Source organism: Rhizobium sp. Leaf306, from assembly GCF_001423425.1.
GTDB lineage: Bacteria > Pseudomonadota > Alphaproteobacteria > Rhizobiales > Rhizobiaceae > Neorhizobium > Neorhizobium soli.
Map to the genome: position 1 here is coordinate 1,616,884 of NZ_LMNX01000001.1, position 21,564 is coordinate 1,638,447.

Annotated in this window: 15 protein-coding genes; 8 read left to right on the forward strand and 7 right to left on the reverse strand. The window is 58.1% G+C overall.

Features of this window, described 5'->3' with window-relative positions; genetic code table 11:
* Positions 1-63: 63 nt before the first annotated feature.
* Positions 64-834, forward strand: coding sequence for an SDR family oxidoreductase (locus tag ASG19_RS07655; protein WP_156466434.1), 771 nt, complete (start codon positions 64-66; stop codon positions 832-834).
* Between the two features lie 274 nt (positions 835-1,108).
* Positions 1,109-3,847: a winged helix-turn-helix domain-containing protein gene (locus ASG19_RS07660; RefSeq protein WP_062454673.1), complete on the forward strand. Its 2,739-nt coding sequence runs from the start codon at positions 1,109-1,111 to the stop codon at positions 3,845-3,847.
* Between the two features lie 338 nt (positions 3,848-4,185).
* On the opposite strand, the gene ASG19_RS07665 is transcribed toward ASG19_RS07660, so the two are convergent.
* From ASG19_RS07665 to ASG19_RS07675, 3 genes are all read right to left on the reverse strand, one after another.
* Positions 4,186-5,592 (reverse strand): aldehyde dehydrogenase family protein, encoded by a 1,407-nt coding sequence (locus ASG19_RS07665; protein ID WP_200933885.1) that lies wholly within the window; start codon positions 5,590-5,592, stop codon positions 4,186-4,188.
* A 109-nt stretch (positions 5,593-5,701) separates the two neighbouring features.
* Positions 5,702-6,460 carry an SDR family NAD(P)-dependent oxidoreductase gene (locus ASG19_RS07670; RefSeq protein WP_062454676.1) on the reverse strand — a complete coding sequence of 253 codons (759 nt, stop codon included), beginning with the start codon at positions 6,458-6,460 and terminating at the stop codon, positions 5,702-5,704.
* A 63-nt stretch (positions 6,461-6,523) separates the two neighbouring features.
* Positions 6,524-7,738, reverse strand: a complete 1,215-nt coding sequence (locus ASG19_RS07675; RefSeq protein WP_062454678.1) for an MFS transporter — start codon at positions 7,736-7,738, stop codon at positions 6,524-6,526.
* Between the two features lie 143 nt (positions 7,739-7,881).
* On the opposite strand from ASG19_RS07675, the gene ASG19_RS07680 reads away from it, so the two are divergent.
* Positions 7,882-8,460: a TetR/AcrR family transcriptional regulator gene (locus ASG19_RS07680; protein WP_062454680.1), complete on the forward strand. Its 579-nt coding sequence runs from the start codon at positions 7,882-7,884 to the stop codon at positions 8,458-8,460.
* Between the two features lie 928 nt (positions 8,461-9,388).
* A complete protein-coding gene (locus tag ASG19_RS07685; RefSeq protein WP_062454683.1) occupies positions 9,389-11,902 on the forward strand; it encodes a GGDEF and EAL domain-containing protein in 2,514 nt (837 codons plus the stop codon).
* 371 nt (positions 11,903-12,273) lie between these two features.
* Here ASG19_RS07685 and ASG19_RS07690 read toward each other — a convergent pair whose 3' ends face one another.
* Entirely contained in the window at positions 12,274-12,660 is a 387-nt protein-coding gene (locus tag ASG19_RS07690; RefSeq protein ID WP_062454685.1) for a hypothetical protein, read from the reverse strand.
* A gap of 303 nt (positions 12,661-12,963) precedes the next feature.
* Between ASG19_RS07690 and ASG19_RS07695 the strand changes: the two genes are divergently transcribed.
* Positions 12,964-13,500 carry an NUDIX hydrolase gene (locus ASG19_RS07695; RefSeq protein ID WP_062454688.1) on the forward strand — a complete coding sequence of 179 codons (537 nt, stop codon included), beginning with the start codon at positions 12,964-12,966 and terminating at the stop codon, positions 13,498-13,500.
* 219 nt (positions 13,501-13,719) lie between these two features.
* Complete coding sequence (locus tag ASG19_RS24605) at positions 13,720-15,390, forward strand: hypothetical protein (protein WP_062454689.1); 1,671 nt, start codon at positions 13,720-13,722, stop codon at positions 15,388-15,390.
* 314 nt (positions 15,391-15,704) lie between these two features.
* Here the strand turns inward: ASG19_RS24605 and ASG19_RS07705 are convergent, their stop codons facing one another.
* The 3 genes from ASG19_RS07705 to ampC form a co-directional block, all read right to left on the reverse strand.
* Positions 15,705-15,932: a hypothetical protein gene (locus ASG19_RS07705; RefSeq protein ID WP_156466436.1), complete on the reverse strand. Its 228-nt coding sequence runs from the start codon at positions 15,930-15,932 to the stop codon at positions 15,705-15,707.
* 885 nt (positions 15,933-16,817) lie between these two features.
* Entirely contained in the window at positions 16,818-17,372 is a 555-nt protein-coding gene (locus tag ASG19_RS07710; protein ID WP_082476224.1) for an EAL domain-containing protein, read from the reverse strand.
* A gap of 306 nt (positions 17,373-17,678) precedes the next feature.
* A complete protein-coding gene (ampC, locus tag ASG19_RS07715; protein ID WP_062454695.1) occupies positions 17,679-18,824 on the reverse strand; it encodes a class C beta-lactamase in 1,146 nt (381 codons plus the stop codon).
* 455 nt (positions 18,825-19,279) lie between these two features.
* Between ampC and ASG19_RS07720 the strand changes: the two genes are divergently transcribed.
* Positions 19,280-19,777: a MarR family winged helix-turn-helix transcriptional regulator gene (locus ASG19_RS07720; RefSeq protein ID WP_062454697.1), complete on the forward strand. Its 498-nt coding sequence runs from the start codon at positions 19,280-19,282 to the stop codon at positions 19,775-19,777.
* Positions 19,774-21,468 carry an FAD-dependent oxidoreductase gene (locus ASG19_RS07725; RefSeq protein ID WP_062454700.1) on the forward strand — a complete coding sequence of 565 codons (1,695 nt, stop codon included), beginning with the start codon at positions 19,774-19,776 and terminating at the stop codon, positions 21,466-21,468. Before ASG19_RS07720 ends, ASG19_RS07725 begins: the two co-directional genes overlap by 4 nt.
* Positions 21,469-21,564 lie beyond the last annotated feature (96 nt).

The following is a 21,564-nucleotide window of genomic DNA, read 5'->3' on the forward strand; positions in this document are numbered from 1 at the left end:
GTTCCCGTTAAAATCATACAGATAGCGGGGTTCCGTTTGCCAATTCAGGTTTTTGAGGCTCTCGTGAACGTAGTGGGACAGGATTTGGATCGGGCCTCGATTTGCCGGGTGGCTCTTGTTACGCAGGCCGATAGCGGCGTCGGCCTGGCGACCGTTCAGGCGCTCGCCGAAGGCGGCTCGGATCTTGCTCTTGCACTCGAGGTGGAGCCGGACGCTCACTTCCTCGAGTCGCTGCGGTCTTACGGAGGACGCGTTGTCTTTTTCCCGACAAGCAGCCGACTGAACACCGTCGAGGCGACCCAGCTCGTACGAGCCGTAATGGCTGCTTTCGGGCGTCTGGATGTGCTGGTCGCCAACAATGTCCGCCGGGTGGAAGGGCAGATCGATGACGAGGACGTCGACGAAGACGCTCTCGAAGAGCAGTTGTCCATGAACATCAAAGGCACTTTCGCGCTGATAAAGGCGGCGTCGAAAGTCATGAACGAGGGCGGCCGCGTTATTGCCTTGGGCTCGAGCATAGCTGACCGCGTAGGCACTCCGGGATTGGCCGAATTCGCCGCGACGAGAGCGGCGATAGCCGCTTTCTGCAAGGGCGCCTCGCACGATCTCGGTCCTCGGAGCATAACGGTTAATGTCGTGCAGGTCGGAGCGCTGGAGAGCGATGTTGATGGGGCGCATTCACAGGAAACGCTTGCGGCAGAGCGGGAGGCGAACGTGCTCAAGAGACTTGGGCAGCCTTCGGAGGTGGCTCATGCGATCATGTTTCTGGCAGGTCCCGGAGCGACGTTCATTACGGGCAGCGTCCTGAACGTCGATGGCGGATACAACGCCTAACCAATATTCCAGGGTGAATACCTCGGCCCGGAAGGACCGGGCTTCTCTTCGGCCTACTGCGCTATTTCGCGTTGGATGCCGGTCGTATCCTGTCGCTCGGTTCGCCTACCTGCAGGACGCGGCCTTTTCGCAATCGTTAGCTTCAATGGCTCGTCGCTTTTCATTGCGACTTCACCAGCCAAAGTCCGAAAGCTCGAAGGAGCCGTTGCAAGACAGTCGTTCAGATGTGATACCCAATTGACATTATAATCCGGCGACCTTTGCGGCGAACACAATGTCCTTTCTCAAATTCGGAAGCTTCGAGCTCGATCTGACCAATAGAAGGCTTTCTGACGCTGGGAAGCCTTATCAGTTAGGGAAGAAAGCCATCGAAATACTTTCCGTTCTAGCAAGCAGGGCGGGCGAGATCGTTTCGAAGGAAGACCTGCTGAAGGCGGCCTGGCCCTCGACTACCGTCGATGAGGGCGCTCTCAGGGTCCACATAGTAACCCTTAGAAAAGCGCTCGGGGAACGCAGCGGGCGTCGCTACATCGAAAACATCGCGGGGCGAGGCTACATTTTCGTCGCACCAGTCGAAATCTCGGACGCGAGCGCCAATCCCCCAGGCATTCCGACGGCCGCTCCGGAGTCCAATCTTCCCAGGTTTCCCGGCCGGCTGATCGGCCGAGAGATTTTCGTGGAGTCGTGCCTTTCCGCTTTAGGCTCAACCCGGCTTCTGACAATTTGCGGCGCGGGGGGGATGGGAAAGACCGCAGTGGCGCTTGAGATCGCCCGGAAGTTAACCGTTTCACGTCGGGTCACCTTCATTGACCTGGCCGCGCTGACAGACCAGAGCCTGATCATGCCGACCCTGGCATCGGCGCTTGGCCTTATCGTGTTCACCCAAGACTATCGTCAGGCGGTCCTGAACGCCCTTCATGAAAGTGACGCTCTCCTTCTGTTCGACAACTGCGAACATCTCATCGAGGCGGTCGCGGTGACAGTCGACCAGATCCTCAGGACGACAAAAGGAATCGTGGTGATCGCGACCAGCCGAGAGCCGTTACGGGTCGCTGGCGAGAGAGTGAGGCAGCTGCCGTCGTTGCCCGTACCGGAAACCCAGACGTCGCGCTCGGCGCTCCTCGCCTTTCCGTCGGTGGAGCTCTTCATCGAGTCGGTCAGGCTTGCCTCCGAAACTGAGACCTTTGAAGACGACGAGAGCGTTTTCGCGTCCGCGGATATCGTGCGCAGCCTGGATGGCATCCCGCTGGCAATCGAGCTGGCCGCCTCGCGCGTCAGCAACCTTGGACTCGCGAGCGTACTCGACTCGCTCGACGATCCCCTGTCAATCCTGCGAAGGGGACGACGAACGGCTCCGCCTCGGCAACAGACGCTGAGGGCTACCCTGGATTGGAGTTACGACAGTCTGACCGAGGACGAAAGAAAGCTCTTTGCCCAGATGGCGGTGTTTCCCGGAACGTTTTCCGATCTTGGCGCTGAGGCGATCGCACGCGACTGGCTTACTGGAGAAAGCTTCGACAACGCCTTCGACGGCCTGGTACTTAAATCCTTGATCACGGTGTCCAACAACGACGGCAGATATCGGTTTCTGGACACGACAAAGGGCTATGCAATGGAAAAGCTCGCCGCGAGCGGGCTGCAACCTCGGTACCGGATGGCTCACGCGATGTACTGTCGCGAGGAACTGCTGCGGGCCGAGTATGACTGGCACAGCCTCCCGACCAACGACTGGATGCGGCGGCACGGCGCACTCATAAACGACTTGCGCGCGGCCGCCAACTGGGCGTTTTCGGAGCAAGGCGATTTGGACGTGGCCATAGAACTAATCGCCATATCCAACGTGCTATGGACGCAGCTTGGCGTGATGCACGAGCAATTGGTCGCAGTCGAGAAGGCTCTGGACCTCTTGCCCTCCACGAAGCATCTCGGGACCGATGTCGAGCTTCAGCTCAGGGTATCTCGGGGTAGCGGGCTTTATCATGTCCGTGGTTTCAAGAGCGATGGCGAGGCGATGGCCGAATTCGAGCGCGCCGCCGTCATAGCGGAGCAACTGGGAAACCCGGGCCGCATCATGAGGGCTTACGGCGGCAAGGCATCGGTGGCAAGTTCGAACGGCCGCTACACCGATACGATTGCCATCGCTCAAGATCTGCAGAAGCGCTTTCCGGGTGCAGCAAGCTTCAGTCGGTTTCTTGAGCACAACTATCTCTTCCACGGCAACTTCTCCGCATCCCGCGAGCAGGCAGAGATATCTCTTCTCGAAGCGAGCCGTGCAGTCAGGACGACCCTCAACAACGGCACCGGATACGATCAGGGAACGATCGCGAAGGCCGTGATCGCGATGATCGACTTTCTTGAAGGGAAAATCGACCAGAGCTTTGCTGCGGTCCGCGAAATGATAACTGATTCCGAACAGCTCGGGCATTCCATATCCAGCTGCCTAATGCTTTGCCTCACTGCAATCCCCGTCGCTTACCTTTCTGGAAATACCGCCGAAGCGCGGGCCAGGCTCGACACTGTCCGACAACTCGCGGCAAGGGACGTGCTCGTTCGCTGGCAAGAATGGGTGGAGGGCTACGACTTGATCGTGCCGGAAAACACCCAGATCAACGAAGTCCAGACGGCTTTGCAGGGTGCCCTTTTACAAGGCGTGGGTATGCGGCTCGAATACATGACGGTGCTAGCAGGATGCAGGGCTTCCGCCGCGGCTCTCGAAAGGGCGCTGTCAGGCGATGCCGGATGGTGCAGACCGGAACTGCTGAGGCTCAAGGCGGTGACCTTGATCAAAAAAGACCGCGAGAAGGCCATCGCTCTTCTCCGAGAGGCTTTAAATTTGGCGCGTTCGATGGGAGCCGCGTTCTGGGAACTTAGATGCGCTATATGCCTTGTTCGTCTCGCGCCACCTTCGCAATCCGCTTCCGCTAGGGACGACCTTGTTTCGTCACTTGGCAAGTTCGACTGCACGCATCCGATTGCCGACATTGCAACGGCGCGCAAGCTCCTCGCAGAGTGAGCTGCGGCCGGGCCGGGTCAACCTGTATTTGCTTTTAGTCCGGTTGCGCTGCGGGTGCAGCTTTTCGGCACATAGGCTTCGAAGGGCTTCGTTTCGATCTGGTCCACGAGAATCTGTCAACTGAGCGCTACCCTTTGCCTTCAGCGCGCTCGAACGCTCGGTCGCTCCCCATCCGACGTAGGTAGCCCCACATTCCAGGGGATTTCGATGAATCTATCTTGGGGGCGCCCAACTTAGGATGGCCCCGGGATGAGCAAGAATTTGCAGGCAATCGACTCATGGGACTGTGGAACAGGACGCCGGCGGCCCCGCCGCCGACGTGGCATGCATAGATAGGGTCACGCCACTTTACGGGCGTTGACGATACGCCGCTGGGTGAAGTCTTCCATTCCTTCGATGCCGTTCTGGACGCCGTGTCCCGACTGCTTGGCCCCGCCGAACGCGACGTCATACGGAAGGGACAAGTGATGGTTCACCCAGATGGTTCCGGTCTCGATCTTGGAAGCGACAGATACGCCTCTTTCGAAGTCACCCGTCCAGATAATGCCGCCAAGCCCGAACTCGACGCTGTTGGCTTCCGCGATCGCGCTGTCCACGTTGTCGTAGACCTGGATCGGCAGCACCGGGCCGAACTGCTCCTCTTTTACAAGACGGGCGTCGTTCGGCAGGTCACGGACGATCGTCGGCTTAATGAAGTAGCCGTCGCCCTCTACGCGGTCGCCGCCTGTAACGATTCTGCCGTTGCGGCGGGAATCGTCGATGAAGCCCTGCAGCTTGTCGTACTGCATCTTGTTCTGGATCGGACCGATCGTGGTGCCCTGCTCCAGACCGTCACCGACCTTGGCTTGCTTGGCGAGGGCGACCAGAGCGTCGGTAAGCGGTTCGACGAGGTCCTTTGGCGCATATACGCGCTTGGTGGCGAAGCAGATCTGTCCGGCGTTCAGAGTTGCAGCGCGGAAGATCGCCGGGGCGACCTTGTCGACATCGACGTCGTCGAGCACGATCGCGGCGTCGTTTCCGCCCAGTTCAAGCGTGAAGCGCTTAAGCGTGCTTACCGTGTTCTCCAGGACCTTCTTGCCGGTCGGCGTCGATCCCGTGAAGCTGACATGCGCAATGTCTTCGTGGCTTGTCAGAAGCGGTCCGAGATCATTGGTATCCGCAAGCGTCTGGAATACGCCGGGCGGGAAGATCCCGGCCGCCAGTTCGCCGAGAAGCAATGTCGTCAGAGGTGTCGTCGGCGCTGGCTTTGCGATCACCGGGTTTCCGGTCATCAGCGCGGCCCCTACCTTGTAGACCAGGAGAGAGATCGGAAAGTTCCATGGGGTGATCGCAGCCGCGACACCCTGTGGATAGCGCTGTTCGACGATGTATTCCTGTTCGTTGTCGCGGATCACCCGTGGCTTGATCTCCTGGGAGGCAAAGAAACGGAGGGCCGCCACGGAACCCCGGATTTCGGCTTCCGCTTGTGGCAGGGGCTTCCCCTGTTCAAGGGTGAGAAGACGGGAGACGTCGGCCGCGCGGGCCTCAAGGGCGGCCGCGAACGCTTCGACGTAGCCGGAACGGCGCTCGTAGGTGAGCGCCGCCCATGAGGGGAAGACCTTTTTCGCGGCGGCTATGGCTCTCAACGCGATAGCCGCGTCGGCCCGCGGAGCGGTCTCGAATTCCTGGGCAGTCGCTGGATTGATGACACCGACATCCCTGGCTCCGTCAATCAGTTCACCGTCCACGAGAAGTTTGTAGCTCATTGCCATGTCCTCTGATAACGCCGCGTTCCTGGCGTCGTTCTGTGATGCCCTTACGGGCGGCTTGCCGGAGCGGCCGACTATCGTCCGCTCCGGAACTGGCCAGTCGACCTCAGACCGGGATCGGTTCCTTCACCATGACCTCGTTGAACTGGAAGAAGAACTCGTGCTCGTTGGAACCCGGGTTGTCGCGAAGCATCTGGATTGCATCGACGTAGATGTCTTCGCGGTCGGTCGCGAGCTTCTCCATCGTCTCCTTCACGAAGACGTCGAGCGGCATGGCGCGAGGATCGCCGCTCTTCTTGACGAGGTCGGTATCGACCCACGGCGGAGCGATTTCGTGGACCTTCACCGACGTGTCGCGGAGGGTGAAGCGCTGCGACATCGTGAAGGAATGAAGAGCGGCCTTTGTAGCCGAGTAGACTGCATTGTACGCGAGCGGCACGTAAGCGAGCACCGAAGTGTTGTTGATGATGACCGCGGAAGGCTGCTTCTTGAGGTGCTCGATCAGGGCGGACGTCATCCGGATAGGGCCCAGGAAGTTCGTTGTAACGATGATCTGCATCATCTTTCCGTCGATCGCCTTGGCCGCATCGTCGAACGGCATGATGCCGGCGTTGTTGAACAGGACGTTGAGCGCCGGGTAGTCCGCGATGATCTTGGCAGCGACCTGCTCGATGCTGGCCGGGTCGGTGATATCCATCTCGTAGGCGGCCATACCGGGGTTCGCGCCGATGGTTTCATCGAGGTTAGCCTTGCGCCGTCCCGAGATGATCACCTGGTTGCCGAGCTTGTGGAAGGCCTCGGCCAGACCGCGGCCGATACCGGAACCACCGCCTGTGATGAAGATCGTGTTGCCGGACATTTTCATTTTCGTTCTCCTTGGGTTCGATTTTGGTTTGAGGTTTGGGGGGCGCGTCGATACCGCCAGTATTCAGCGGGCGGACGACGTGTTGGGGGATGTCGTCTTGGCGGCGAAACCGAAGATCAGTGCGACGCCGATCACTTCCGCAAGCGCCGCGGCGAGACCGAGATCCGCGACTTGCCCACGGGCGACGACAAAGGCTCCGATGGCGCTTCCGATTGCGAAGCCGCCATACATGAAGCTGGCATTGAGCGAGAGGACGATAGAGGCGGATGCCTGCCCGCCTGTCTTGATCAGGTGCGAAATCTGCGCCGGGAAGAAACCCCAGACAGCGACGCCCCATACGGCGACCGAGATGACGATCGGTAGTACGGCTTGCGAAGGCGTGAGGAAGAACGCGGTGAACGACAGAACCAGAAATGCCGCGGCGAGGATCGCCAGGCTGGTGCCCATTACGGTCTTAGCGCCGAATTTATCGCTGAGAGCACCGCCGCCGAACACTCCGACGGCCGCGCCGACACCCCAGAGGCACACGATGAAGCTGATACCGTTCGGGCCGAAGTTCGCGACCGAAGTCAGGTAAGGAGCGATGTAGGTCCAGACAGTGTAGGCACCGACGGCCCAGAAAAGCGTGACAGCCAGACCAATCAGCACAGGTGGCTGCTTCGCGACTGCGATCCTGGCTGAAAGGCTCGGCACCGGAAGTCCGGCCCCGGCCGATCGATCAAGGCCCACGATCAAGCCGACGACAGCGATCGCCGCGAGTGCGCCGACGCCGAGAAACGTCACGCGCCACCCCAGCGCATTCCCCACGAGCGACCCGATCGGCAGTCCGAGCGCGATAGCGATCGTCATCCCGCCATTGACGATGGCAAGTGCCCTGCCCCGCTTTTCCGGTGCGATCAGAACACTGATCAGCGCGTTGGCGTTCGGGGTGTAAAGTCCCGCTGCGAGAGCCAGAAGCACACGGGCCGCGAAAATGCCCCAGTAGCCGCTCGACTGCCAGGCGACTAGATTCGCCAACGCGAAGAACGCCATTGTCGCGATCAAAAGGCGTCGTCTGTCCACGCTGCCGAAAAGCGTCGTCAGTATCGGCGAACTGAACGCAAGGGTCAGCGTGAAGACCGTCACCAGCGTTCCAAGGGCGGCGATCGACAAATGCAAGTCGTCAGCCATGTTGGGCAGGAGCGGCACGATCATGAAGCCTTCGGTTCCGATCGCGAACGTCCCGAGCGCCATTACCCATGCCGGTGTAAGTCTCTGGTTCTGAATATCAGTCGCCATGGCAACGTGTCTCCGTTACGTCTTGCTTTTTAATATGACCAGTCGTATTATTTCGTCAATTGACTTTATTTCTACCGCTCGATGATTGCCGACACTTGAATTAGGATGGCCTCGTTCTTACCCCGGGACCGAAGGAGAACCTTATGGCCTCGCCGACCAGAGACAAGATTTTCGCAGCCGCCCAGGAACGTTTCCACGCGCTTGGATACACCGCATGTGGCGTCCAGCAGATTGTGGATGCCGCGGGCGTCCCCAAGGGTAGTTTCTATAATTACTTCAAGACCAAGGAAGGTCTCGCTCTTGAGGTATTGGAGATGTATGTCGCATCGTCGAAGCGGGAAATATTGTCTAATGCTGCCCTGTCTCCTCTCGCCCGGATAAGGAAGCATTTCGAGTTCTTCATATCCAGATACGAGATGGACGGCTTCGACAGGGGATGCCTGATCGGCAATCTGTCGGCGGAAAGCTCGGACGACGTCCCGCTTCTACGAGAGGCGCTCAAGGATTCGCTATCGACGTGGGCGGATCTGCTTTCGAGCGTCATAGTCGAGGGCCAGGCGATCGGCGAGATAAAGCCGGGTCTTGAACCGTCGGCGATGGCACGCTTTCTCATCAACAGCTGGGAAGGGACTGTTATTCGGATGAAAATCACGAACGACCGGCGGCCGTTGGACGACTTTATGTCCATCGGCATGGGACTACTCGATATCAAGCAAGCCTGATCCCGTGCCGGGTAGTTCGGTTCGGCTCTCAGCGGACTAAGCGCGATAGGCTGCTTGGCAGCATGAACGTTAATACTACCGACGAGCGCTTCGGGCAGCCTCTCGTGAGCTTCCGCAGAGGTCACGTTCGCGAACACCGCGCCACTGCCACTTAAGATCGACAGTAATTTTCGACGATACGAATTACTGGGGTTTCCGTTCGCGTGATCACGCGGTCTATGGGTGCCGAGAGGAGATCAGGGAGTTCTTCGACAGTATCGTTAAATGCGGTCACTGCAGAAAAAGTTTTGGTGACTAGAAAGGGGCCGCTAGAAGACTGTCCGGTTGTCGGTCATTGTTGGCGATGAGCCGCCATTCAACGTCCACCGATTTCAGTCTTCCCACGCCTGGCAAACTGGTTAGAAATTCAACCTTTGCGTCGTAGGCCGCTTTTTATGGAGCACGAACGTCAGACGCATCGCTTGATACGAAAAGGTACGAGGCTCCTTGCGGCCATACGACCTCGCCGTTCACCTCGGCGGCGAAGACTTCTGCCTGGTCCTCTCAAGGACGCGGGAATCTAAAGCCAGGGGGATGGCTGAACGAATTCGCGGCAGGCTGGAGAGCAGCATAGTCGAACCGTTACCCTGTGGATGCATCACTACCAGCTTCGGAGTATCGTTGATCCTTTGGCTGCCGAACATCCCAAGTCTCTAGCGCAGATGACACGCCTGCAACGAGTACCCTCCTCGCAATCCATAGATGGTAGGGCGCAATATACTTCCAATGGCGTTTATTAGCCCTGAGTATCGAACAAATGCGGCTGAACAACTTAAGCTGACGTTAATTAGCTGCTTCTAGGGTACTTTTAACTCGTGAACGGAACGCTGCTGTGCAAGGTCCGCTTTCTGCCTCTCGGAATCAAAAGCCAGTCACAACGAAGGCTGAGATGGGTGGACTGATTCCCAAGTTGCCACTGCCTCTCGCCATCGTTGGAGGATCAGGAGAGATCCTGGCGACAAACGAGCTTTTCAGCACACTCTGGCTGCAGCCAGACCGGGACCAGTGTCTGCTTGCCAAGCTATCCCAAGAAGATAGCCTGCAACTGATTGCTGACATCGGGGCCGCCGCGCAGGGTGTGACGTCCGAAACGCGTGAGTTGCTAATCATCTCGACCCTGGAGCCTCGCTGGGCGCAAGCAAAAGTCATGCCGTCGCCCGGTGGATGCGAACCCGGTGCTGCCCTTCTGATGTGGTTAGAAGCTCCTAACCGATTGAGGGGGCAGGAGGAGCTGGCGTACAGGGAAAGCCGGTGGGATCACGCTTTGATCTCATCGGAACTGGGCGTTTGGGACCACAACTGGGATAGTGGTCGGAAATACTATTCTCCCACCTGGTACAAAATGCGAGGCCTGCAGCCAGGCGAGCAGCTTCCAGGAAGCACAGCCGAGTGGCTGCAAAATGTCCACCCGGACGACCGAGCAAAGGTTATTCATGCGATGGAGCGGCAGGAGGAAGGCGATCCGGCCTTTGCTGTCTTTGACTACCGTGAGCAGCATAAGGATGGACACTGGGTTTGGATTGAATGTCGCGGTGCCGGCGTTGAATGGGACGCTTCCGGCAGGGCAACACGCGTCGTCGGGACTGATACCGATGTAACTGTTCGCAAAGCATCAGAAGAGGCCGCATTGCGTATGGCACGGCGCTTGGAGATGGCACTCGATATTTCCGGCATCGGCGTATTTGAAGCCGATTTCACGACCGGTCAGTCGGAATGGGACGAGAGGATGTTCTCGATTTACGGGCTCGACGGCAGCGGCACCATCGAGATAGGCGGACTATGGGAAAGCTTACTTCACCCGGAAGATCTCCCCCGCGTTGTCCAAAAGGTCGCCGACCACGCTTCTAGCACCGACACATTTTCCGACGAGTACCGGGTGGTGCTCGGCAGCGGCCAAGAACGCATCATCAAGAGCCATAGTAAGCGTTTCACGACTCAGGACGGACATATCAAATTGGTTGGTGCCAATTGGGATGTGACGGATGATGTACTGCTGCGGCGGGAACTGGAGGATGCAACACGGTTGGCAGAAGCCAAAAGCGTTGCGCTGGAATCGGCGCGGCAAGAAATAGAACATAGCGCACTGCATGATTATCTTACTGCTCTGCCCAATCGCAGATACTTGGATCAGACGCTCCGCCGGACGGCCGAGGGATCTTTGGGCGGCGCGAACAAGCTTGCTATTTTGCATCTTGATCTGGATCGGTTCAAGCACATTAACGACACCCTCGGCCATGCGACAGGCGACGCTTTGCTTAAGCACGTGGCGCAAGTGCTGGCATCATGTGCCGGCGACAATGACTTCGTCGCCCGCGTCGGTGGCGATGAGTTCGTGATCGTACATTCGCTCGACGGATCCTCCGGGTCCATCTCCGACCTGGCTGACGATCTGATCGTTACATTGTCCAAGCCCATCACCGTCAACGGGCACTTGTGCCGCACCGGTGCCAGCATCGGGATTGCCTGCCAGGATGAAGAGGAGACGGACACCACGCAATTGCTACTGAACGCTGATATCGCCCTTTATCGAGCAAAGAAGAGTGGCCGCAACAGGTTTGAGTTCTTTTCCTCACAGTCGTACGAAGAGCTTGTGGGCAAGAAGGGTGTGGCTGACGATGTTCTAGCAGGCCTAGAGCAGCGGGCCTTCATCCCATTCTACCAGTTGCAATTTGACGCCACCTCCCTTGAGATTGTCGGCGTAGAAGCTCTTGCCCGTCTACAAACCCCTGACGGGGGCCTTCATAGCCCGGCCGTCTTCCTTCCCGTCGCTAAGGAACTGGGCGTTGTTGCAGACATCGACTCTATGATCCTCGAAGCGGCACTTGAGGATTTCCGCACCTGGCAGCAAGCAGGACTCGGAATTCCGAAATTATCTGTAAACGTCTCCTATGAAAGGCTTTACGATCCGGCGCTTACGGCCAAGTTGCGGGCGCTAAATCTTGAGCCCGGGATTTTATCTTTCGAACTGCTCGAGTCGATTTTCCTAGACCAATGCGACGAGGAGATTCTAAGGCGCCTTACAGAGTTGCGGGAGCTTGGAATATCACTTGAGATCGATGACTTTGGCACCGGCCATGCCTCTATGGTAAGTCTGCTAAAGGTGTGCCCGAGAGCGCTGAAGGTGGATCGAGAGCTGGTTGCTGGGGCAACCAATTCCAAGGAACAGCAGGCATTACTGCGTTCCATTGTTGAAATCGGCAGATCCCTGGATATTCAGGTCGTCGCCGAGGGCGTAGAAACCGAAGACGATATCGCGATCTTGAGAGATCTGGGATGCGACAGCTTGCAAGGCTACGCATTGGCCCGGCCTATGCCGGCTTCAGAACTCACGGCGTACGTCCAGCGCCAGCCATGGCGCGGGTTAGTCGCTCGGTTGACGCGCCCAGCCATCAAGACATCTTGAGTAGCACTATGATGTGCTGTTGTAGGTCAACAACAGTTGCCGTTTTGCGCCCGCCACTGAACACTTAGGCACCAACGTCTGCTTTCAAGCATACGCAGCTCTTGCCAATGTGGCGGGTTTGGAGGCGCAAAGCTGCCATGGGCGGCATCCCCTGTTGAGCAAAAGGTCGAACCAAGATTTCAGGTCTTGAGCCAATTCGAACCAACGATCCGGTTGTGAGTTGGTCGTCATCAGCCAAGTTGTATGGTCTAGTTGGCTTCGCGTCGCAATCGTACATCGGTCCGAGCCAGCGATCCGCTCAAGTAGCTCTGCGATCATGTTGACAGCGAAAGGCAGCTCTAGTCCAATGTCTCATTGGAGATCTCGGTGGCTCATCCATGAGTGCGATCAACTAGAGCCATAATGACCAGCCCCGCTGCTACGCCGGCTGCGAACAGGCTCAGTCCAAGAGTAACACTCCTGGCTGACAGTCGTCTCGGCTTGGAGACACCTGTATGGGCTTGATTGACAGCTGAGGCCTCAAGAATGTTGTCTTCCTGGATCTGCTCTGGGGATGGTCGGGGCTCCCGGGCAGCCGGTTGCGCGACTTCCGAGGCCGGGACGTTGGCGACCGTCACCTGCCGAATATTTTCTTCATCGTATTTCACGGTGAATCCTACGGCGCCATCTGACTTCAACTTCGTGAGGACTTTCTGAGCTGCTTCGACTTCATCCGCGCCTTCCTTGAACGACGTCTGGGTGACGAGGTAATATGGCATGCGGGACTGCTTTCTATTCGCGCGATTGCAGTGTGATCGACCAGAACGACTTGCGCCGTCAAGGGCACCGCAGCCATGCACCCCCCTGCTCCTCTTCCCAAATCGACAGGGCAGGCAATGATCGGGCTGCCGCAGACGGAGCAGCGGCGCGTTGCGCGCGAGGCGGAAGGCTGACCTTTGCAAAGCCAACTTCGACCCAGACAATCATTGCCGGCGTCGGCGACTAAAGGCCGCCGTCACAAAACCGTCATTAAAAGCGGACGTCGCGCTGGAAAGTATCGCGAGAAAACAGCATCTAGGGGAATGAAGTCTGTCAAGAACGCATCCAAGCAACCACCTTTCAAGCGGCAAACTCTGCTGCAGCAGTTAGCCCAGACGCCGGACAAGCTGTTCAATGGCAAGTTCAGGCAGCAATATGCGGCTCTTTGCTACCGGCACGCGGCTGACCGCGACGGCATAGAGATACTCGTCATCACTTCGCGCGACAGCGGTCGCTGGGTTATCCCCAAGGGCTGGCCTATGAAAAAAAAGAAACCCCATGAGGCAGCCGAGATTGAGGCCCAGCAGGAAGCGGGCGTACGTGGCCGGGTCAAGAAAAAGCCGATCGGCAGTTACACATATTTGAAATGGCTCGACAACGGCGATGTTGCGCCGTGCGTGGTTGACGTTTACGAAATCGAGGTGGAGGATGCTGCATCCGACTACAAGGAGCGTGGTCAGCGCACACTGGAATGGGTTTCTCCCGACGAGGCTGCTCGGCGAGTTCGAGAAGTGGAGCTGAAATCCCTGCTCGTCGACTTCAAGCCGCGGCGTAAATCTGCGACATCCACTGCAAAGTAACTGCTCGTCCGCTGGACGAACACTACGCCTTGATAGGATTCGAATCAAAGACCCCTGCCATTCGGTGACAACCCTTTGCGCCCTCACTCAATATGGCCATTGCGGCGTGACATTGAATTGACCATAAGAGCGGAAATGCCGTGCCGGGGGCTAAGCGTCCTTACCCGTTTGCCCTAGAGACAGCGAAGCCAAACCGATGACACTGCACATGATGGGCAGATGACCGAAAAGATCGTGATTAGCAGGAACAGCACCGCTCCGGTGAAGGTTCTTGAGACCGGCAGCGAGTTTATCCTCAACAAAGGGGTGACGCTGAGCACAGCCGCGACCGCCATTCTGGCGACCGGCCCGGCAACGCTGCGCGACTTCTACATAAACGGCACGGTGCTTTCCGCTTCCAGCTATGCCTTCCAGTTCGGCACAACCGCGGTGACCGACAGCCAAAGCCAGTTCGTGGTCAGCGCGTCCGGCGTGGTCAACGGCCAGGACTACGGCCTAAAGATCGACAGCGGCGGACTGGAGCTCATCAATGACGGCACGGTGGCGGCACGCCTGACCGCGATCGCAGTTGCTGCAACGGCGACGACAATCGTCAATACCGGCCTGATCGAATCCTCTGCCGGTATCGGCATCGCCGTGTCCGGCAGCAACGCGGAAATCATCAATCACGGCACCACGCATGCGGCGCTGGATGTGGTGCAACTGCGCGGCGCCTCGGCCATTCTCACCAACAATGGCGAGTTACGCTCCGACAAGGGCTCGGCGATCGTGTCCAGCGGCAAATCGGCGGTTTTGACCAATCACGGCACCGCGACCGGCACCGGGACCACCATCGCATCGTCCGGATCCAATGCTGTCATCACCAATGACGGCACGGTCATCTCGATGAAGGGCGGCGCGATCACGGCGACCGGCGCTGCGGCGATCATCACCAATAGCGGCGAGATCACCGCTTTGAAGAACGCCATGACGCTCACCGGAGATCACGGCAAGATCACCAATAACGGCCTGATCAAGGCCGCCGGCTATGCGATTGCCGTCTCGGCCGACGATACGATCATCACCAACAACAAGACCATGACGGCGGCGGGCGGCATCCAGGTCGGTGGCGCCGGTGAAACCGTGACCAATGACGGTACGATCACAGGCACGCAGGCATCTCTGGCGACGATCGATTTTTCGGGTGCGAGCAAAGCGGCGCTGCAAAACAACGGCCTGATCAAATCGGCGGGCACCGCATTCCTGGGCGGCAACAGCGCCGATTCGCTCTTCAACAAGGGCACCATCACCGGCGACATCAAGCTGGGCAATGGCAATGACTATTTCGACGGCACCGGCGGCAAGGTCAACGGCACGATCTATGGCGGCAACGGCAACGACGTCTATGTGATCAGCGACGCGAAGATCAAGCTTTCCGAAAATACCGGCGGCGGCACCGACCTCGTCAAATCGGCGGTGTCGTTCACGCTGGGCAACAATTTCGAGAACCTGACGCTGAACGGCGCTTCGGCCATCAACGCCACCGGCAATGCGCTGGCCAACCAGCTTCACGGCAATAGCGGCAAGAACGTCATCGACGGCAAGGCAGGCAATGATATCATCTGGGGCCATGGCGGCGCCGATATCCTGACCGGCGGCGCGGGCGCCGACCAGTTCGTCTTTGCCACCAGGGACGGCAAGGACAAGATCACCGATTTTGCCGCGACCGGTTCGAAGCACGACATCCTTGACCTCACCGGTCTTGGTAGCATCACCGACTACAAGGACCTAGTCCAGCACCATATGAAACAGGTCGGCCAAGACGTTTATATCGATGGCCTGAACGGCGACAGCATCCTGTTGCAGGACGTAAAGCTGGCGGCCCTCGCTGCCGGCGATTTCCTGTTCTAAGCGGTGACGGCACTCGCCAAGGGGGAAGTAGCCAATCTGGTAGCCTGCCTGGTTTCTAACGAATCCGCCTTCGTCACCGGAGCCAGCTTCTACATCAACAGCGGCAGTTTGTTTTCTTAGGTAGTACTTTTCCGTCGTGTTTTCGCTCGGCCGTGGAACTCCCACAGCTCAGCAATCTCTTGGCCTACGATTGGACCGTAGATCCGCCGCTCAACCGCCGCTGAAAAGCTGGCAGAGAGGGGGTAACTTCTAAGGGAACAACGGACTTTTTCCCTTAGCCACCTGCACAATAGGGGGGCCGAACCTGGTCATTATCAGACTTCCCGGAGGCAGTGCTTGACGAAGTACGACAAACGCCTCTCTTTCTCGCGACCCTCCAACAGCTCCTGGTAGTGGTTTCGAAGATTCTCTGCGGTGATCGATCCCGCAATCCACTCTTCGACAGCGTTTAGGTATGTGGGATCGTCCTCGAATTGCAATCCAAGTGCATGGGCTTTGTTGCGGACCGCTTCGAATATCTCGCGGCGTTTTTCAATCGTCATGTGAACCTCGGTGGCGGCATCCAGAACCGGCCTGCCGTACTCTCCCGCGAGAACATTCGTGCCGATGTACGCGGAACACAACGGCTGATTCGTGCCTACCTCAAACGCATAGCCTGCCTCTCATATTGACGGAACCGAAAGCTGAAGGCGGCATGATTGCAGTAGATGGCTTGGAGCGCGAGAATGCGTTTTGTGAAAGTAACAGCGTGGATATTTCTTGGCCTTTCGGTGCTGGTTTTGGTCTTGCTGCTTTCGGGTTGTACGGTATTACCGATAGATACCACCTCTTGTCGGTAATATGCCTCTGGCAATGCCGTTCCAGATCGCAAGCGGAGTGTGTCGGTGCCGGTTGTCACCTTCTAACGACATGTTCCGCTACAACGTTACCAGTTGCTGAGGACGGAAGACGCAACTCCCGCAACAATTCCTTAAACAAAAAGCCTGATAACCTGTCAGTGTCTTGGCATCGCCTTGCCGAGATGTTGGACGACCGAGACGGACGTTTCAAGCATGATCGTCTCGGTCGTTCTCGGCCTCCAGAAAGGTGAAGGTATTCGATCACAGCCTTTTCCTTTCTGGTTCGGTCGGTGATAATGAGCGCACGTTAGAACTGAACGCACCCATTCTGGCCCTCGTCAGGCACACCGTCAGCTAGGCGGGACGCAAACTCGTATGTGGCCGCTCCATCGCCAACGATGAGCACGTCCAGCCGCCTCGCGATCTACAGTCGCGCAGCACTTTCACCGATCTTGTCCGGCGCCACATTCATGGTTGGTTCCCCTAATTAGCGGCAGCGACAAAGCCGTCCGGCTCATTAGCCAGCGCACCCTAGTTTTGAACTTCGAGTTTCAGCGAGAGGCAATCCCCATTCTACTGAGGACTCGCTTAGGCCGCTATACGTGGCGGTATTCCGGAAGCAGCTTTCTTCAGAACCTCGCACAACACTACGAACCTTCGATCACAAGTGCGCAAGCAGCTGAACGATCTCGCTAACTTTGCGCATGGATAGGCGCGCGACTTGCGCTGCACCACCGGACGCTTACGATCGATCTTGCCGGTATCGAATTCTATCAGACGCAGCCCTGACAATCCGGCAAAACCCGTACCGAAGTCGTCCAGCCAAACTTGCACGCCCAACTTTCTCAAATCGTTGATGCAGAGAGCTACATCCTGGTCTAGTTCCAGCTCTATGCCTTCCGTAATTTCGAGAGCGGGCCTCGCTCCTGCTAAACCAAAGTCTGCGAGCGTTGAAGCAACGAAACTCGAGAAGTCCGGCATCTTGAGCTCAATCGGCGAAACAATCACACTTGCGACCTCCACCTTACTCTCTGCCAAAAGGTCGCTGCGGACGGTTCGTGTCGCCCAACGCCCGAGCTCGATTATTGCCCCTGATCGTTCCGCGACGGGGGATGATATCGACCGGCGCGATCGATGTGCCATCCGGCCGACGCACGCGTACTAGAGATTCGGCAGCCGCCAATCTGCCCGTCTCGACATGTCAAATTGGCTGATAGACCAGGGACACCAGCCGAAGACCACGACCGTGTTCCGACCAACTTTCTTCTCAGCGCACGATCAAGAAGCTCCCGTAGCTACAACATCAAGGATGCTGCACATCCGTGGTCCGCGCACTGCAGATTCTGCGACGGCAGCATTATTAAGCGACCGGACTTCGATCATGCTATCTGTCAGCCTAGTCCTCGCTTGACTTGGAGTACGCATGGCCCTCGGCTCGCGACGTTGCCGCTAATTCGCGAGCAACGCCTGTATCAGTGAATATGTCGCCCTTACGCGAGCTTCATTCGGATAGTTTTTGTTTGCCAGGACAACCACGCCGATGTCCTCGCTCGGCAGCAAAGCGATGTAACCGCCAAACCCGTTCGTCGAGCCGGTCTTGTTCAGGATCACATTCTTCTGCGGAGCAAGCGATGGGCTGATTTTTTCCGCTGGTTGTGGCTTCATGATGAAATCATAGCCATTGCCAGACGTCATTGTCTGCAGGTCGGCGGGCCATGGGTACTGCTCCCAAATCATATCCTGGGTGAAAAAAGCAGTTTTGTACTGACCTTCATGGGTTCTCTCGATCGCGTTGCGCAATTCGTCGGGAGCTTTCCCGTGCCCCAGCTCCACATCAAGAACTGTTAGCATATCTCGGACGCTCGACTTCACGCCATAGGCCTCCGAGTCTAAGACCCCAGAGCTCACCCGAATTGGCGCATTGGTCTTTCGGTCATAGCCGAAAGCGTAACGGTTCATGTCACTCTTCGGAACGTCTATCCACGTATGGTGGAGCCCGAACGCAGGGAAGAGCACGTCTTGCAAGGCCTGCTTGTAGTTGGAGCCCATGGCTTTGCCAGATATATAGCCGAGCATCCCGATGCTGACGTTCGAGTAGCTGCGCGTTCCCGGTTGCGGCGGGTTCCAATCCTTCAGCCAGCTCACCAACCCATCTACATTGGAAACGTTGTCCGGCACCTGCAATGGCAGTCCGCCCGAATGATGTGTTGCCAAATCCATGAGTGTAAGTTTGTCGCCAATTGAACATGCGTCGACACAGACGTGATGTGCCACCGTATCACTGAGGCTGAGCTTTCCGCGTTCTTCAGCCAATGCCGCAAGCGTCACGTTGAAAATTTTGCTTATCGAGCCAAGCTCAAACAGCGTATCAGGGGTGGCCGGACGGTTGTCGGCACGCGATGCCAACCCGACCGCATAAAACTCATGTTTGCCGTTCCTGGTAACTCCAACGACGAGTCCGGGAATACCGTATTCCTTTATGACGGGTTCGAATGAAGCTTGCGCCTTCTCAGCAAACTCGTCGGCCTTCGCAACTGAGCCGCATGAGGCGAGTACCGCGATAGAAAACGCGACCAGACAAGAAAATTTACTCATTCGATACGCTCCACATCAATATTCCAAGATTGAGGTTCGCGACATACTGTCGGCCTTGGGGCAAAGTTGTGACAACGTTCAACATTTGAGCAGTTTTATCAATTGTCCACTCGTCGTCTCAGCCCCCCACGCGCATGGTCAAGGTGCTGGGCACTCAGCGGTTACGATCATGCTTGATGATGCTGTGTTTCCTCGCCTTGAACGGATCCGAACCTTCGACTTCGGACACGAGGTTAAGCTAACCGCACCTTGGTTTCAAAATCATTGGGCTGAGATAGCCCATTGTCTAGTGCCGTCATTTTGGATTGTAGAAGCGCTCGAAGTAGTCGAACACATCCGCTCTGGCATCATTCCGCGTCCGATAGACCTACCTCAAACAGCTAACTGGAACGACGGGAACCAAAGCTTGCTCCGAGTGTTATAGCAGCATGTTGTCATAATGACAGGATGTTGATTTGAGTAACTCTCCTCCCTCTGCCCATGTCAGGGATCTTGCGCTTGCGGTGTTCGAGACTAACGGCCGTTTGGTCGACGCAGGCAATGAGCTGGTCCGACCGATTGGCTTGACGACCGCTTGGTGGCAGGTTCTCGGTGCTTTGGGCTATTCACCCCAACCCCTCCCGGTAGCGCACATTGCCCGCAACATGGGGCTGACCCGGCAGGCAGTGCAGCGTGTCGTCAATCTGCTGCTGGCAAACGGCCTGGTCAGCGAGCAGCCTAATCCGCACCACCAGCGAGCCAAGCTAATTGTCCTCACTACCGTTGGCCGGGCTGCACTTGCCGGGGCCGAGACAGCGGTCGCCCCGCTCGATCAGGCCATCCTTGATCAGATCGGCGCCGATCGACTCGTCGCAGCCGTCGCCGTGCTTCGCGAGATGAACGCAGTGATCGCCGACAGCCTTTCAACGACGGCGGACCCTGCAGCACCCTCAACGCCCAAGGATATCGCATGAACAGCAAATTCCTCCGTGACGGCTTCGACGCCGAGGTTATCATCGTGGGCGGCGGACCGATCGGTCTGACGACCGCTTGCGCGCTTGCACATCACGGCGTCGACTGTCTCCTGATCGAACAGCGACGCCAGCCAAAGGAGTGGTCGCGGGCCAACAACCTGTGGGCCCGGCCGCAGGAACTGCTTGCCAGCATCGGCGTACGCGACGCCATCGCCGCGCAGGCTTACAGCATCACCCAGGTCAACACGCTCCTGAACGGCCGCAGGGTCGATCCCGTCGAGATCGCGGACGTACCAAGCCCATACGGGCCCGTCCTCTACAGCGGACAGGACGTCATCGAGAAGACACTTGCCGAACAGGCGCAAGCCAAGGGTGGCAGGATCGAGCGCGGGCGCAAGGTAACGGGGTTCGCACAGGACGAGGAAGGCGTGACCGTGACGCTCGCAACGGTCAGCGAGGACGACGAGAACGTGACGGTCGGCCCCGAGGAAACGCTGCGTTGCCGCTATATGATCGGCGCGGACGGACCCAAGGGCTTTGTCCGCGAAGAGCTCGGTCTCGGCTTCGAACCGACGAAACTGCCAAACTGCATGAACCGTCAGGTCGATGCCAAGCTGAGCTGGCGCCGCTCGACCGACTTCGACCATCTCTGGTTCTTTTACTATCCGAGCGGTTTCTGCGGCGTGCTGCCGGTGTGGGACGGCTACCACCGCCTGTTCTTCCTTGCCGACGACACCGGCATCCCCGATCGCGATCCAACGCTTGAGGAAATGCAGGCGATCGCGCGCGAAGTCACCGAGGATGAGACGCTGACGCTCACCGATCCTATCTGGCTGACGCACAGCCACTTCCAGCACGGCGCCTCGGCGCACTACGCGAAGGATCGGGTCTTGCTCGTTGGCGATGCCGGGCACCTGTCGCTTCCTGCCGGCGGCCAGGGCATGAACTCCGGGTTTCACGATGCGATCGGCGTCGCATGGCGGCTGGCGATGGTGCTGGCAGGCAAAGGCACGCCGATATTGCTCGAATCCTACGACGAGGAGCGTGGCGGCGAGCATCGCCGGCTGGATTACCAGCAGGTTCGCGGCTTCCAGAACAGCGTGTATCGCGGGAAGGTGAAGGACGCCGCGATGGATGTCGCAGCGCGCTTCATTCCTAACATCGGCACTCTCATTCAGGGCAGCGCTGATCTTCAGCAATTAACCGTAGGCTATCCCGACAGTCCGCTGAGCGAAGACCACCTTGGCGGCTTGCGCGATCTGCTGAGCCGCCATGCGCCGAAGGCGGGGGAGCGGGCGCCGGATGCGAAGGTGATTGCCGCAGATGGTGCTTCATCCACGCTGTTTGCGCATCTCTACAATCCCGACGGATGGAGCTGGGGCTGGTCGCTGCTCGCCTTCGATGGCCGGCGGGCCGACTCGCTGCCCGAGTTGCAGCAGGCATTCACCGAGGTCGAGTGCTGGGAGTGGGTCCGACCACGGCTCGTGCTGGGGTCCGCGGTTGCCGGCAAGGACGATGCGAAGGTCCTCTACGATCTCGATGGTGAAGTACACGCTGCCTACGGCGTCGGTGACAAAGCAGCACTCATACTGGTTCGGCCGGACGGTCATATCGGCTTCCGTGGCAGGGCCGACCGGCCAGACATGCTTCGCGCCTACTGCCTGAAGGTGGCCGGTCGCGAGGGGGCGTGAGCGGCCTGAAACCGCAAACTGACATATCGCAAGCGCGGAGCGCAGTGCCCCAAAATAACATCGTTTTCGGGCAAGACGGCAGCCGACCCGTGACGT